The organism is Vibrio phycocola, from assembly GCF_053850235.1.
Genome location: NZ_JBSQDJ010000003.1, coordinates 62,354 through 77,245, shown reverse-complemented (window position 1 = coordinate 77,245; position 14,892 = coordinate 62,354). Strand labels below are relative to the sequence as shown.

Here is a 14,892-nt window from a genome sequence, read left to right as displayed (position 1 = left end):
CATGTCAATATAAAAACCCCCTATCTCAGGGGGTTTTTATTTATCCACTCAAATAAACTCTATTCCACTTCTCAACGCATTGAAATCCAGTCCCTCAATAAACGAATGTCATTGTGGTATTCATTTTTAATTTCGTTAACCCAATCATCGATATTTTCCCACCATGCTGGCGCCTCGGGTGATTGAGCCTTTTGAGCAACACGTTGAATTCGAGCTAACCCTATCGAACCAGCTGCTCCTTTAATTTTATGAGCTTCAGAGACAATACCATCTTGATCTTTAGCGATCATATTTGAGTCAAGTATTTTGATGTAATCAGGCATCAACGTTTCAAACATATCGATACTATCAAGAACTGGCTTATTACCGACAATATCGATATAAGAAGTTAACATATCGATATCTAACATTTTTGCCACTTCGCCATCAGATAGACCATTTTTCTCTATTTTGGCAATCAAGTTAGTTTGGGGAGCCTCAATAGAACCAGTCCGAACACAGAGTTTATCGATAACCGATTTGATATCGACAACAGACAGAGGCTTACTAATGGCATCATCTAGCCCTTGACGTAAATATTCATTTTTGTCTTTCAGTAAATTAGCCGTTAATGCAACTAAGGGAGGTAACCCAATCCCATTCGCTTCGTAAGTTTTTCTGTAATAAGCAGCTACATCAAAGCCCGTCATGTCCGGAAGTTGAATATCGAGAAAAACCAAGTCATACATACCTGGAATAAAGAGGTTCTTAGCATCCTCTCCACACATCGCAACTTCAACACTGTGCCCCATACTCTCTAATAAAGACCGGGCAACCGTTACATTTAACTCAATATCTTCTACCATGAAAATGTTCAAGCTTTTACATGAAGAGATAGGCTCTGCCTGAGAAAACGGATGTGGCATCAAAGGAACACTAAATGTGACACTAAAAGTACTGCCAAAACCATCTTCGCTAGAGACGGAAATATCGCCTCCCATCAACTTCATTAGCTGTTTTGAAACTGACAAACCAATACCCGTACCAACCGCATGCAGATTATCTTTGCCACTTTTCACTTGGTAATACATTGCAAAGATTTTCTCGAGTTCTTCCTCTGGAATGCCAATACCACTATCTTCAACATCAATAATTATATGCGCCTGCTCAGCTTCAATATCGGCGCTAACATTCACGACAACCCCACCTTCTTTAGTGAACTTAATCGCGTTGCTAAGAATATTCCAAAGCACCTGACGTAAACGAGTACCATCGACTTGAACGTAAGTAGGAAGATCGCTTAAACGCTCAAGATCAAAACGTAGCCCTTTTTGCTGTGCCATTAACGCAGCAAGACTCTCAAGCTCAGCGACAAATTCTTGAAAATTCAGAGTTTCAGGTAGTAAGTCCAATTTGCGACGATCAAATTTATCAATATCAATGATGTCATTAAATATATTGCCTAAAGTCACAGCACTAACGTGAATAGTTTGCATATATTTACGCTGTTCTTCTGACATGGTTGTATCAAGCAACATACGGCTTAAACCGACAATCCCATTCAGTGGGGTTCGTAATTCATGACTGATTGTCGAAATGAATGTCGTCTTATCTTGGCTCGCTTTTTCAAGGGAATCTTCATGACGCTTGCGTTCGGTAATATCACGCCCAAAACCAACTAAGCCTAAATGACGACCTTCATTGTTGTAAAATGGCACTTTACGTAGTTCGAAATAGTTTTTATGCCCATCAGGGTACTCTAGCCATTGTTCATAAGTGATCGAGCGATTTTGAGTGAATACCAGTTCATCAGTCGCCACAATTTCTTTTGCGATCTCCTTACGATATACATCCCAAGGAGTTAACCCGACTAATTCACTCTCTTTCTTACCGGTTAACTCTTCAAGTGCGAGGTTACACCCTGAAAAGACACCATCGGCATTTCGGTAATAAATTAAATCCGGAGATGCATCAATAAATGAACGCAGCAATGCGGTTTGCTCCGCTAATTCAAGCTGGGTGTTCTCTCGCTGACGGACTTCACTTTCTAAATCCACCATTGCTGCTTTACGAGCATCTTCAGCTTTAATTCTTTCTTCTATCTCCAAATTTAACTTAGCAATGTTCTGTTGGAGTTGTTGATTGAGCTCTTGATCTCTAGAGCGCATATCTTTTAACTTTGAAACCAACTTCGATAGTCGTTGACGAGACTCTTCTAGTTGATCGACGACAACAGAAAGAAAATAGACGGCCCATGGTGTAATGATCAATCCAAAGAAAATCGAACGGATAATCACGACATTATCCACTGACCCATGAAGCGCTAACGTTATACCAACCTGAACAACAACAGCCAAAGCAACGAATGCTAACGCCAATAATAAAGAAAAACGTAAAATGCCCAATTTAACTAAAAGATCGACATAGTATTGAGCAAGGTTCTTCATTGGCTTCATGCCATCACTCCGAATCTAATTGAATGTAGGAAACCAGATATCAAACGTTAAATACTGAATACAGTATAGCTACTGGCGAGTTCAGGTCAGTATAAGACAAAAAAAGTCAGTTATGTCTAATCACGTGTTTCTATTTGTTCGACATCACTATTTTGGGTAGCCAACGATCCTTGTTCCCCATCGAGATTAAGTCGATTCGCAATTTCCATCATTGCTAACCATCGGTTTTCACACCACATAGGAGCAAGTAGGGTTGGCCGACGCGCCGTCGAAACAACTCGATGATAAACAATATCTCTGGGAGTGCGACGAATCATTTCGCTCGCTGTCGTCACATATTGCTCTAAGCTGGGCGCTTCCAACTTTCCAGCTTTCCATGCCTTTGCCATAGTACTTCCTTCTACAATATGAAGACCATGGAGCTTTATTCCATCAGTACCAACCGCAAGCACCTGATCCAAAGTCATTATATTATCCTGATGAGTCTCTCCAGGTAACCCGATAATAAGGTGAGTACACACTTTGATTCCTAATGCGCGCGCTTTCTCTGTCGTCGCTTGATAACAAGCAAAGTCATGACCACGATTAATTTTTTTCAGAGTATGATCATGAGCGGTTTGTAACCCTAACTCTAACCACACTTCATAGCCTTGAGTATGATAATTACTTAAAAGATCCAGTACTGCCGTAGGCACACAATCTGGGCGAGTCCCCACGCACAAACCAACAATATCTTTACCGAGTAGCGCCTCTTGATACATTTTGTCTAACACTTGTACTTCAGCATAAGTGTTCGTGTAAGCTTGAAAGTAGGCTAAATATTTCTTAGCACGCGTTACCTCATTCGCTCTGGCTTCTAATTGGTCTGGAATCGAGTCTTGCTGGGTTGTTTCATCAACGAAAGAAGAGACATTACAAAAAGTACATCCGCCTTTTCCAATCGTCCCATCACGGTTGGGACAACTGAAGCCACCATGTAAACCGAGTTTATGAACTTTTTCACCATAGCGGCGTTTCAGATCTTGCCCTATGGTATTAACCATCTCGTGTAATTGCTTCACTAATTACCTCAAATGCATAAATAGTCACATTGCTTCACGTAGCTGTTTTTCTGCTCAGCAATTTTGAGGCGCTAGTTTAGCTCGCTCACCCATTGTAAAACCTAGCAAACATCAATAAACATACGAAATTAAACGAATTAATTCCCAATGCTGGACAAACGAAAAGCTAGTCAATTTAAACGAACGAAAAAAATGTCAGATAAAAGCGACGTTTTCGTTGGAATTTATAGAAACAAAATTGTAGGATACGTACACTTTGATGCTGTTACAGGTGATTTCTCACCCTATTTCACCAGCACAAAATTCGGTGATATTTATCCCCACCTATATAAAGCTCTATAAAAGAAGCAATAATAACTTAAATATCACTAAGGACTGTTTTTCTCACGCTATTTTTCTGTGAGATACGGAAAGGACTCGAACTAATGACACATCATTAGTTTAGAACCATAACAATGATAAAATCGGTCGCGCTTTCAGGCTAAGGGCTTATTTCCCTTGGCCTAAATGTGCCTCGATTAAACTGGAAGGATGTATCTATGTTAGATAGAGAGCAGAATTCACAAGGACTATATACTCCAGAATTGGAGCATGATGCTTGTGGTATCGGTTTCGTCGCTCATCTGAAGAATCGTAAATCTCATGAGGTCGTCACTCAAGCATTGGAAATGCTAGCGCGCATGGAACACCGTGGCGGTCAAGGTTGTGATCCTTGTAGTGGTGATGGTGCAGGTATTCTTTTACAGAAGCCTCATGAATTTCTTCTTGAAGAAGCGGTAAAACTTAGCATTAAGCTTCCATCATTTGAGAAGTACGGTGTCGGTGTCGTTTTATTCCCGAAAGACGAATATAAGCGCGATCAGTGTCGTGATATTCTAGAACGCAATGCTAAGCGTTTAGAGCTAGAAATTTTAGGCTATCGAGTATTGCCGACCGACAACTCTATGTTAGGTGCCGATCCGCTAAGCACAGAGCCTCAATTTGAGCATGTGTTTATCTCTGGTGGCCCTGGTGTTACGCCAGAAGAGTTAGAACGTAAACTGTACGTATTACGTAACTATACTGTCCGCGTATGTCTAGAAAGTATCTCTAATATTGCCGATGAGTTTTACATTAACTCAATGTCTTACAAAACATTGGTATATAAAGGTCAGTTAACAACTGAGCAGGTGCCTCAATACTTCCTAGATCTTCAGAACCCAACGATGGTTTCTGCATTGGCTCTCGTTCACTCTCGCTTCTCTACCAATACATTCCCAAGATGGCGTTTGGCTCAACCTTTCCGTTATATCGCTCACAATGGTGAAATCAACACTGTTCGCGGTAACTTGAACTGGATGAAAGCACGTGAAGCGATTCTAGAATCAGAATTGTTCACTAAAGCTGAAATCGATATGTTGCTGCCGATTTGTCAAGAAGGCAGTTCAGATTCATCGAACTTCGATATGGCTCTAGAGTTATTGGTTCTTTCTGGGCGTAAATTGCCACATGCTCTTATGATGATGATTCCTGAAGCATGGCAAGAAAATAAAAACATGGATCCAAAACGTCGTGCGTTTTACCAATATCACGCCAACATTATGGAACCGTGGGATGGCCCTGCATCAGTATGTTTTACCGATGGTGTTACAGTAGGGGCAACTCTAGACCGAAACGGTTTACGCCCATCTCGCTATACCGTGACTAAGGACAATTTCCTCGTCATGGCATCAGAAACTGGTGCGGTTGATATCGATCCTGAGAACGTTGAGTATCGTGGTCGTCTCCAACCTGGTCGTATCTTTGTTGCCGATCTTGAAGAAGGTCGAATCATTTCTGATGATGAAGTAAAAGATTCTATCGCAAACTCGCAACCGTATGAGAAATGGGTGAAAGACAACCTACTTCGCATGCGTGAATTACCTGATGCTGACACCGGCCACAGCCAACCAAAACCAGAACGTTTATTGCACCGTCAACAAGCGTTCGGTGTGAGCAGTGAAGAAGTTAATGACATCATTAAAACACTCGCAGCAACTGGTTATGAGCCATTAGGTTCAATGGGGGCAGACTGGCCTCTAGCGGTTTTATCGCATCAGTCTCAACATCTATCTCATTACTTTAAACAGTTATTTGCTCAGGTGACAAACCCGCCTATCGATCCGATTCGTGAGCGTATGGTAATGTCGCTGAAAACCTACATAGGTAAAGAGCAAAACCTGCTTGCAGAATCACCAGCACACTGTCGTAAGGTTGAACTGGACTCTCCGGTTATTTCGAACCAAGAGCTTGAAAAACTTCGAGCTATCGATAACGAGCACCTTCAAGCGAAAACATTGGACATTGTATTCCAAGCCAATGGTGATCAAGGCAAATTGCAACGCGCCTTAAAACGTATTTGCCAATACGCAGAAGATGCAGTGACCGACGGTTACTCTATCATCCTATTAACTGACCGTTCAGCGAACTCTAACCATGCAGCTATTCCAGCGATGCTTGCTGTTGGCGCTGTACACCACCACCTTATTCGTCGTGGTTTACGTGCGAAATGTGGCATTGTTGTAGAGACTGGTGATGCTCGTGAAACGCACCACTTCGCAACACTCATTGGTTACGGTGCAAATGCAGTTAACCCATATATCGTTACTGAAACGATTGTTGATCTTCAACGTCGCAAGAAGCTCGATGCTGATACCCCTCTTAATGACTTATTCGATAACTATCGTAAAGGCGTCAATATGGGTCTGTTGAAAATATTCTCGAAAATGGGTATTTCAACATTGCAGTCATACCATGGCGCTCAGATTTTTGAAGCACTTGGAATCAGCAAATCCGTAGTAGATAAATATTTCACCGGTACTGTTTCGCGTATTCAAGGTCTAACTCTAGACGACATTGCGACGGAAGTCTTAGTCCGTCACCGTGTTGGTTACCCACTACGTGAAATCCCACTTAAAACGCTCGATGTCGGTGGTGTATATCAATGGAAACAACGTGGTGAACAGCACTTATTCAACCCTGAAACCATTAGCTTGCTGCAACAGTCGACGCGCAACAAAGACTTTGCTCAATTTAAGAAGTACACAAGTGCAGTGGATACTCAAGGTGATAAAGCCGTTACATTACGTAGCCAATTGGACTTTATTAAGAATCCAGCAGGATCAATTCCGTTGGAAGATGTTGAGCCAGTAGAAAACATCCTTAAACGTTTTGCGACTGGTGCAATGTCATTTGGTTCGATTTCTCACGAAGCTCACTCTACGCTTGCAGTGGCAATGAACCGCATTGGCGCGAAGTCAAACTCTGGTGAAGGTGGTGAAGACCCTATTCGTTTCTCTCCAAAAGAGAATGGCGATTCAGAACGTTCTGCTATCAAGCAAGTTGCATCTGGACGATTTGGTGTAACGTCATACTATCTAACGAACTCTGATGAAATTCAGATTAAGATGGCTCAGGGCGCGAAACCTGGTGAAGGTGGTCAACTTCCTGGTGATAAAGTCGACGACTGGATTGGCGCGACGCGTCACTCAACCCCAGGGGTCGGACTTATTTCTCCACCACCACACCACGATATCTATTCTATCGAAGATTTAGCTCAGCTAATCTACGATTTGAAAAACGCTAACCGTGTTGGCCGAGTAAACGTCAAACTCGTTTCCGAAGCAGGCGTCGGTACTATCGCCTCTGGTGTGGCAAAAGCCAAAGCGGATGTTGTCCTGATTGCGGGTTACGACGGAGGAACAGGTGCATCACCGATGTCATCGATTCGTCATACCGGCCTTCCTTGGGAATTAGGTCTAGCAGAAACGCACCAGACACTCCTGAAAAATGGTCTGCGTAACCGTATCGTTGTCCAAGCCGATGGCCAAATGAAAACACCTCGTGATATCGCGATTGCGACGTTACTTGGTGCAGAAGAATGGGGTGTTGCAACAGCAGCTCTTGTAGTTGAAGGCTGTATCATGATGCGTAAATGTCATCAGAATACCTGTCCTGTGGGTATTGCAACTCAGAACAAGACTTTACGTGAGCGTTTTGATGGTCGTGTTGAAGATGTTGTGACCTTCTTTAATTATATGGCTGAAGGCCTACGTGAAATCATGGCTGAACTTGGTTTCCGCAGTGTTGATGAAATGGTTGGTCAAGCACATAAACTGAAAGTGCGCGATAACATCAATCACTGGAAATACCGTAACCTTGATCTTTCACCTGTTCTATACATCGAGCAAGCTCGTGCAGAAGACGGCGTGTACTGTCAGACAAATCAAAATCATGGTCTTGATGATATTCTCGACCGTAAGTTGATTGAACTTGCGACTCCAGCACTAGAGCGTGGTGAAGCGGTAAATGGTGAATTCCCTATCATCAATACCGACCGTAGTACGGGTACCATGCTGTCGAATGAAATATCGAAAGTATACAAAGACCAAGGACTACCACAGCCTCTAAATGTGAAATTCAATGGCTCTGCAGGGCAATCATTCGGAGCGTTCTTAGCGAAAGGCGTGAAGTTTGAAGTCGAAGGTGATGCCAACGATTATTGGGGTAAAGGGTTATCCGGTGGTACGATCGTTCTTTATCCTGACGCGAAATCCTCTTTAGTGGCTGAAGACAACATTGTTGTTGGTAATGTCTGTTTCTACGGTGCAACCTCTGGTGAATCCTACATCCGTGGTAAAGCTGGCGAACGTTTCTGTGTTCGAAATTCAGGTGCCAAAGTAGTAGTTGAAGGTGTCGGTGATCACGGTTGTGAATATATGACAGGTGGTATTGCGGTCATCCTTGGTTCAACTGGTCGTAACTTTGCCGCAGGTATGAGTGGTGGTATTGCTTACGTTTGGGATAAAGCTGGTGACTTCAACACCAAACTCAACCCTGAATTGGTCGACCTTGACGCGCTTGAGCAAGAAGACAAAGATCTCCTTAAAGAGATGTTAACTAAGCACGTTGAATTCACAGGAAGTGAAGTTGCACAATCATTCCTTACTAGCTTTGAAGACAACCTCAAGTCGATGGTAAAAGTTATGCCACGTGACTATAAACGTGTCCTTCTTCAACGTAAGGCAGAAGCAGCACAGCAACAACAAACGGAGGCAGTATAATGGGTAAGCCTACTGGATTTTTAGAACACGGCCGTGAACTACCAAGTAAAGTAGAACCTTCGGTACGTATTCAAGACAATAAAGAATTCGTCCTCAACAAAGAGTTTGGTAAAAAAATAAATACCCAAGCTTCTCGTTGCATGGATTGTGGTGTGCCGTTTTGTCACAACGGCTGTCCAATTGGTAACATCATTCCAGAATTCAATGACGCGGTTTATCGCGACAGTTGGGAAGAAGCTTGGGACATTCTGAGCTCGACCAATAACTTCCCTGAATTTACAGGTCGAGTGTGTCCTGCACCATGTGAAACTGCTTGTGTTCTTGGTATCAACCAAGATCCAATCACTATCTGTAACATTGAGAAAACCATCGTTGAGACTGCTTACCGTGAAGGTTATGCACAACCGAAAACGCCACGTAGCCGTACTGGAAAAACCATTGCTATCATTGGTTCTGGTCCTGCTGGTTTATCTGCTGCAGAGCAGTTAAACAGTGCTGGTCATACCGTAACTGTGTATGAGCGTGATGAAAAAGTCGGTGGCCTACTCCGTTTTGGTATTCCTGACTTTAAACTGGGAATGGATGTCATTGATCGTAAAATCAATTTGATGACAGAGGCAGGTATTAAGTTTGTTGTTAACGCTCATATCGGTGTCGACATAAATGCTCAGCAATTACGTCAAGAATACGATGTTGTATTGCTGACTGGCGGATCTACAGTTCCTCGCGATCTACCAATCCCGGGACGTGAACTCAATGGCGTTTATTTTGCGATGCAATTTTTAGGTCAAAACAATCGCCGTGCTAATAATATGGACTTAAAGACCGAAGAAATTTATGCAGAAGGTAAGCACGTCGTCGTCATCGGTGGAGGTGATACCGGCTCTGACTGTGTGGGAACCTCCAACCGTCATGGTGCAGCAAGTATCACTCAAGTTGAGATCATGCCAGTACCACCGGAAAAGCGTACTGCGAATATGCCTTGGCCTCAGTATCCAATGATTATGCGTACTTCTACTTCTCATGAAGAAGGGTGTGAGCGTCACTGGAACATTCTTACCAAAGAATTTATCAGCGACGACAATGGCAATGTTAAAGGCCTTCGTATCGCCGATATCGAATGGGAAGAAGCTGAACCAGGTGTTCGCCCTAACTTCTGTGAAATCCAAAATACGGAACGTGTTATCCCTTGTGACATGGCGTTCTTGGCTATGGGTTTCTTACACCCAGAGCCACATGGGACTCTTGCTCAACTTGACATCAAACTCGATGACCGAGGCAATGTTGCAACCAAAGATTTCCAGACCAACCAAGCGGGTGTTTTTGCCGCAGGTGACATGAGAACAGGCCAATCTTTAGTCGTACGTTGTATTAACGAAGGTCGAGAATGTGCTCGTGCTGTCGATGAATACCTAATGGGTAATACTAACTTAGAAGCGAAAGCAGATTCGTTAATGTTATCTAACTAAATGTCGACTCTGCTTGATAACTTATTAAGCGAACATTAATAGCATCACCTAAAGGTCAGTCGCTCGCGACTGACCTTTTATTTTTCCGTCTGACGGATGCTCCTAACTATAAATCCTCTATCATTTTTCCTACGACTCCGCTCAGCATAAAATATTTGAGTAACACTCTCGTTAACAAATCAATAACTTATGCAACAAGTCAGCATGATTCTCTTGACGTTTTGTCACTTTAGCTCTAGCTTAGGTGGTCATGATAAGACAAGCAACTCGCATTTATACGCTCAATAAGTGCATATAAACTCAATAATAGCGAGAAATAAGAATAGTTAGTCACTTACTGTGTTATAACAGATTAGCAAAAGGAGAATTGCAATGGGGCTGTGTCATCCAAGTTTCGAACGAGACAACTGTGGGTTTGGTTTGATAGCACATATCAAAGGAAAACCAAGCCACAAACTAGTCCGAACGGCTATTTCAGGATTAGATAGAATGACGCACCGTGGCGGAATCGCTGCGGATGGGAAAACCGGTGATGGTTGTGGCTTACTGCTACAAAAACCAGACAGCTATTTTCGCATTATTGCCGAAGAAAACAGTTGGACACTGGGTAATCAGTATGCGGTTGGCATGGTGTTTTTGAGTCAAGATCCTATAAAAGCTCAAACTGCCCGTGACATCATCAACCAAGAACTAAAACAAGAGACACTAACCGTTTGTGGTTGGCGTCCTGTTCCAACCAATGACAATGTTCTCGGTCCCATTGCGCATGAGTCGCTACCAGACATTCAACAAGTTTTTATTACCGCTCCTGCAGGTTGGAGAGATCGAGATATTGAACGCCGCCTTTATGTTGCTAGAAGACGAATAGAAAAGCGTATCACCGACGACTCTGATTTCTATATATGCTCCCTATCCACTCAGGTCATTGTTTATAAAGGACTCTGCTTACCTGCGGACTTACCACGTTTTTACCTTGATCTCGCCGATCTGCGTATGGAGTCGTCGATCTGTTTGTTCCACCAACGCTTCTCAACCAATACTCAACCCCGCTGGCCTTTAGCGCAACCATTTCGCTATTTAGCCCACAATGGTGAAATCAATACCATTGAAGGAAACCGAGAATGGGCACGAGCTCGTGGCTATAAATTTGCGTCTCCTCTGATTCCAGACTTGCAAACCGCAGCACCGTTCGTGAATGAAATAGGCTCCGATTCTTCGAGCTTGGATAACATGCTCGATCTCTTTCTGGCCGGTGGTATGGACTTATTTAGAGCAATGAGAATGTTGGTTCCACCTGCATGGCAAAATCACCCAGATATGGATCCTGAACTTCGCGCGTTTTACGACTTTAACTCAAAACATATGGAACCATGGGATGGTCCAGCAGGAATCGTGTTATCTGATGGTCGTTATGCCGCCTGTAACCTCGATCGAAATGGCTTACGCCCTGCGCGCTATGTGATTACAAAAGACAATCTGATTACCATCGCCTCCGAAGTTGGAATTTGGAACTACGCTCCCGATGAAATCGCAACAAAAGGTCGTGTCGGCCCTGGTGAGTTATTTGTCATTGATACCAAACTAGGTAAAATTTGGCAATCCGGTGAAATTGATAATGAACTCAAATCACGTCACCCATATCAAGAGTGGATGACGAATAACGTTCATCAATTAACGCCTTTTGCCCAGTTGGACGATACGCTCATCGGACAAACAAACCTTTCGGTGGAAGAGCTAAAAGTCTATCAAAAGCAATTTGCTATGAGCAACGAAGAGATAGATCAAGTATTGCGAGTTCTTGGCGACATGGGACAAGAAGCAGTCGGTTCAATGGGCGATGACACACCAATGGCGGTATTGTCTTCGAAAGAGCGCTTAATCACCGATTACTTCCGCCAGAAATTTGCTCAAGTAACGAACCCACCGATTGATCCGTTACGCGAAAAACACGTCATGTCTTTGGCCACGAGCATTGGCCAAGAGATGAATGTCTTTAATGAAACCGATGGCCATGCTCATCGAGTTACATTTGATTCACCTGTATTAATGTACTCCGATATGCGCCAGTTGTTGCGCCTCGATAACGAACATTACCAAAATACCATTCTCGATATTAATTTTGATCCCAATGAAAAAGATTTAAAACAAGCGATCTTAGATATTTGTGACCAAGCTGAACAGGTCGTTCGAGAAGGGACCGTGCTACTCGTTTTATCTGATCGAGATATAACCAAGGACAAGCTCCCGATTCCTGCCGCTATGTTAGTGGGCGCTGTTCATTCTCGCTTAGTGAATACTCAACTACGTTGTGACGCTAATATCGTGGTTGAAACCGCAACCGCACGCGATCCTCATCAATTTGCGGTACTTATCGGATTTGGCGCTACCGCTGTCTACCCGTATTTAGCGTATGAAGTACTTGGAAAAATGGTCGCTGACGGTTTAATCGAAAAAAGCTATCGCGATGTGATGCAAAACTACCAATACGGCATCAACAAAGGACTGTTTAAAATCATGTCCAAGATGGGCATTTCAACTGTCGCTTCCTACCGATGCTCACGCCTGTTTGAAGCGATAGGTTTGAGTCAAGATCTAGTCGATCTCTGCTTTAGTGGTGTGACAACTCGAATAGAAGGCGCCACATTCTCTGATTTCCAACAAGATATGAGTAACTTATCGCGTAAAGCATGGGCAACTCGAAAACTGATTGAACATGGCGGGTTACTCAAATATGTCCATGGTGGTGAGTATCACGTCTACAACCCAGATGTGGTCAGTACTTTGCAAAAGGCCGTACAAACTGGCGAACCGACTGACTACACTACTTATGCGGCTCAAGTAAACCAGCGACCAGTTTCAATGCTGAGAGATCTATTTAGCCTGAGTTCAAATACCTCGCCAATTCCATTGGAGCAAGTCGAAGCATCTAAAGCACTCTTCAGACGCTTTGATTCAGCGGCTATGTCGATCGGTGCACTAAGCCCAGAAGCACACCAAGCTCTTGCAACGGCGATGAACCGTATTGGCGGTTACTCTAACTCTGGAGAAGGTGGAGAAGACCCAGCTCGATTTGGTACTGAGCGTAACTCTCGAATTAAGCAAGTTGCCTCTGGTCGATTTGGCGTCACACCACACTACTTAATAAATGCTGATGTATTGCAGATTAAGGTCGCTCAAGGTGCAAAACCTGGCGAAGGTGGACAGCTACCAGGCCATAAAGTCACAGCAGAAATAGCCAAACTTCGTCACTCAGTACAAGGTGTCACGCTCATATCACCGCCACCACACCATGATATTTATTCGATAGAAGACCTCTCTCAGCTGATCTTCGATCTTAAGCAAGTAAACCCAAATGCATTAATATCGGTCAAATTAGTGTCTGAGCCGGGAGTTGGAACCATTGCAACCGGCGTGGCTAAAGCGTACGCAGATTTAATCACGATATCCGGTTACGACGGAGGCACCGCTGCGAGCCCACTAACATCGGTGAAATACGCGGGGTGTCCTTGGGAACTTGGTTTAGCAGAAACACAACAAGCCTTAGTTGCCAATGGATTACGCCACAAAATACGTCTTCAAGTTGATGGCGGCTTAAAAACTGGCCTCGACGTCGTAAAAGGCGCGATATTAGGCGCTGAAAGCTTTGGTTTCGGTACCGGACCAATGGTCGCAATGGGGTGTAAGTTCCTTAGGATTTGCCACCTCAATAACTGCGCAACCGGCGTGGCCACTCAAGATGAAACCTTGCGCAAAGAGTACTTTAAGGGTCTACCAGATATGGTAATTAACTACTTTACTGGTATTGCTGAAGAAGTACGTGGTTATCTGGCTCAGCTTGGCGTCGAGAAACTGACTGACCTTATCGGCCGAACTGATTTACTCGAAGTGCTAGAAGGCAATACAGCCAAACAACGTAAGTTAGACCTTTCTGCTATCTTGGAGAAACCGGTCTCGAAACATCATTTACCGATGTTTTGCACCGAGCCAAATATCCCGTTTGATAAAGGGTTGCTCAATCAAAAAATCGTCGAAGATGCCACTCAAGCGATTGACGCTCAGCACACTGCCGATTTCTATTACAACATCATCAATACCGATCGTTCGGTCGGCGCACGGATATCGGGTGAAGTGGCTAAACGTTATGGGAATGCAGGGGTTGCTTCATCACCAATTAAGCTCCATTTTGAAGGTACTGCCGGACAATCTTTCGGAGTTTGGAATGCCGGGGGTATCGAACTCTATCTGACTGGTGATGCAAACGACTATGTTGGTAAAGGCATGGCTGGGGGGAAAATTGTTATCCACCCTCATCAAGGAACGGCATTTAAGTGTAACGACGCCACGATTATGGGTAACACCTGTTTATACGGCGCAACTGGCGGAAAACTGTTTGCCGCTGGGACTGCCGGCGAACGTTTTGGTGTTCGAAACTCTGGCACCATAGCCGTAATCGAAGGCGCTGGTGATAATGCATGTGAATACATGACAGGCGGAATTGTCGCAATTCTTGGCGCAACTGGCGTAAACTTCGGTGCAGGTATGACCGGAGGGTTTGCTTATGTACTCGATCAAAATGGTGATTTTGCTGGACGAGTCAACAATGAATCTGTCGAAGCACTCTCATTAGAAGATCTCTATATTCATCAAGAGCACTTACGTGGCTTGATCGCAGAGCATTTGGAAGAAACACAATCTGAATACGCTGAAATGATTTTAGCAAATTTCGATGATTGGATTCCCAAGTTCTACCTAATCAAACCTCAAGCCGCAGAATTAAGCACACTACTTGGCCACCAAAGCCGCAGTGCTGCTGAACTTCGCGTCCAAGCTCAATAAATAGAAGGAG

5 protein-coding genes are annotated in these 14,892 nt (G+C 43.7%); 3 read left to right on the top strand and 2 right to left on the bottom strand.

Features of this window, described 5'->3' with window-relative positions; translation table 11 throughout:
• Window positions 1-71: 71 nt before the first annotated feature.
• Both arcB and ACWU4D_RS06535 read right to left on the bottom strand, forming a co-directional pair.
• Window positions 72-2,426, bottom strand: a complete 2,355-nt coding sequence (arcB, locus tag ACWU4D_RS06540) for an aerobic respiration two-component sensor histidine kinase ArcB (RefSeq protein ID WP_456050686.1) — start codon at window positions 2,424-2,426, stop codon at window positions 72-74.
• Window positions 2,427-2,551: 125 nt separating this feature from the next.
• Window positions 2,552-3,478: a TIGR01212 family radical SAM protein gene (locus ACWU4D_RS06535; RefSeq protein ID WP_456050685.1), complete on the bottom strand. Its 927-nt coding sequence runs from the start codon at window positions 3,476-3,478 to the stop codon at window positions 2,552-2,554.
• A gap of 557 nt (window positions 3,479-4,035) precedes the next feature.
• On the opposite strand from ACWU4D_RS06535, the gene gltB (ACWU4D_RS06530) reads away from it, so the two are divergent.
• The 3 genes from gltB (ACWU4D_RS06530) (at window position 4,036) to gltB (ACWU4D_RS06520) (ending at window position 14,882) form a co-directional block, all read left to right on the top strand.
• Window positions 4,036-8,577: a glutamate synthase large subunit gene (gltB, locus tag ACWU4D_RS06530; protein WP_456050602.1), complete on the top strand. Its 4,542-nt coding sequence runs from the start codon at window positions 4,036-4,038 to the stop codon at window positions 8,575-8,577.
• Window positions 8,577-10,046 carry a glutamate synthase subunit beta gene (locus ACWU4D_RS06525; protein ID WP_456050601.1) on the top strand — a complete coding sequence of 490 codons (1,470 nt, stop codon included), beginning with the start codon at window positions 8,577-8,579 and terminating at the stop codon, window positions 10,044-10,046. The genes gltB (ACWU4D_RS06530) and ACWU4D_RS06525 overlap by 1 nt, the downstream gene beginning before the upstream one ends.
• Window positions 10,047-10,418: 372 nt before the next feature.
• On the top strand, window positions 10,419-14,882 hold the full coding sequence (gltB, locus tag ACWU4D_RS06520; RefSeq protein WP_456050600.1) for a glutamate synthase large subunit: 4,464 nt from the start codon (window positions 10,419-10,421) through the stop codon (window positions 14,880-14,882).
• The last annotated feature ends 10 nt before the right edge of the window (window positions 14,883-14,892 follow it).

Bases quoted from the DNA above. Each gene is read 5' to 3' on its own strand.
- arcB (WP_456050686.1), bottom strand. From the start codon at position 2,426: ATGAAGAACCTTGCTCAATACTATGTCGATCTTTTAGTTAAATTGGGC.
- ACWU4D_RS06525 (WP_456050601.1), top strand. From the start codon at position 8,577: ATGGGTAAGCCTACTGGATTTTTAGAACACGGCCGTGAACTACCAAGT.
- ACWU4D_RS06535 (WP_456050685.1), bottom strand. From the start codon at position 3,478: ATGGTTAATACCATAGGGCAAGATCTGAAACGCCGCTATGGTGAAAAA.
- gltB (WP_456050600.1), top strand. From the start codon at position 10,419: ATGGGGCTGTGTCATCCAAGTTTCGAACGAGACAACTGTGGGTTTGGT.
- gltB (WP_456050602.1), top strand. From the start codon at position 4,036: ATGTTAGATAGAGAGCAGAATTCACAAGGACTATATACTCCAGAATTG.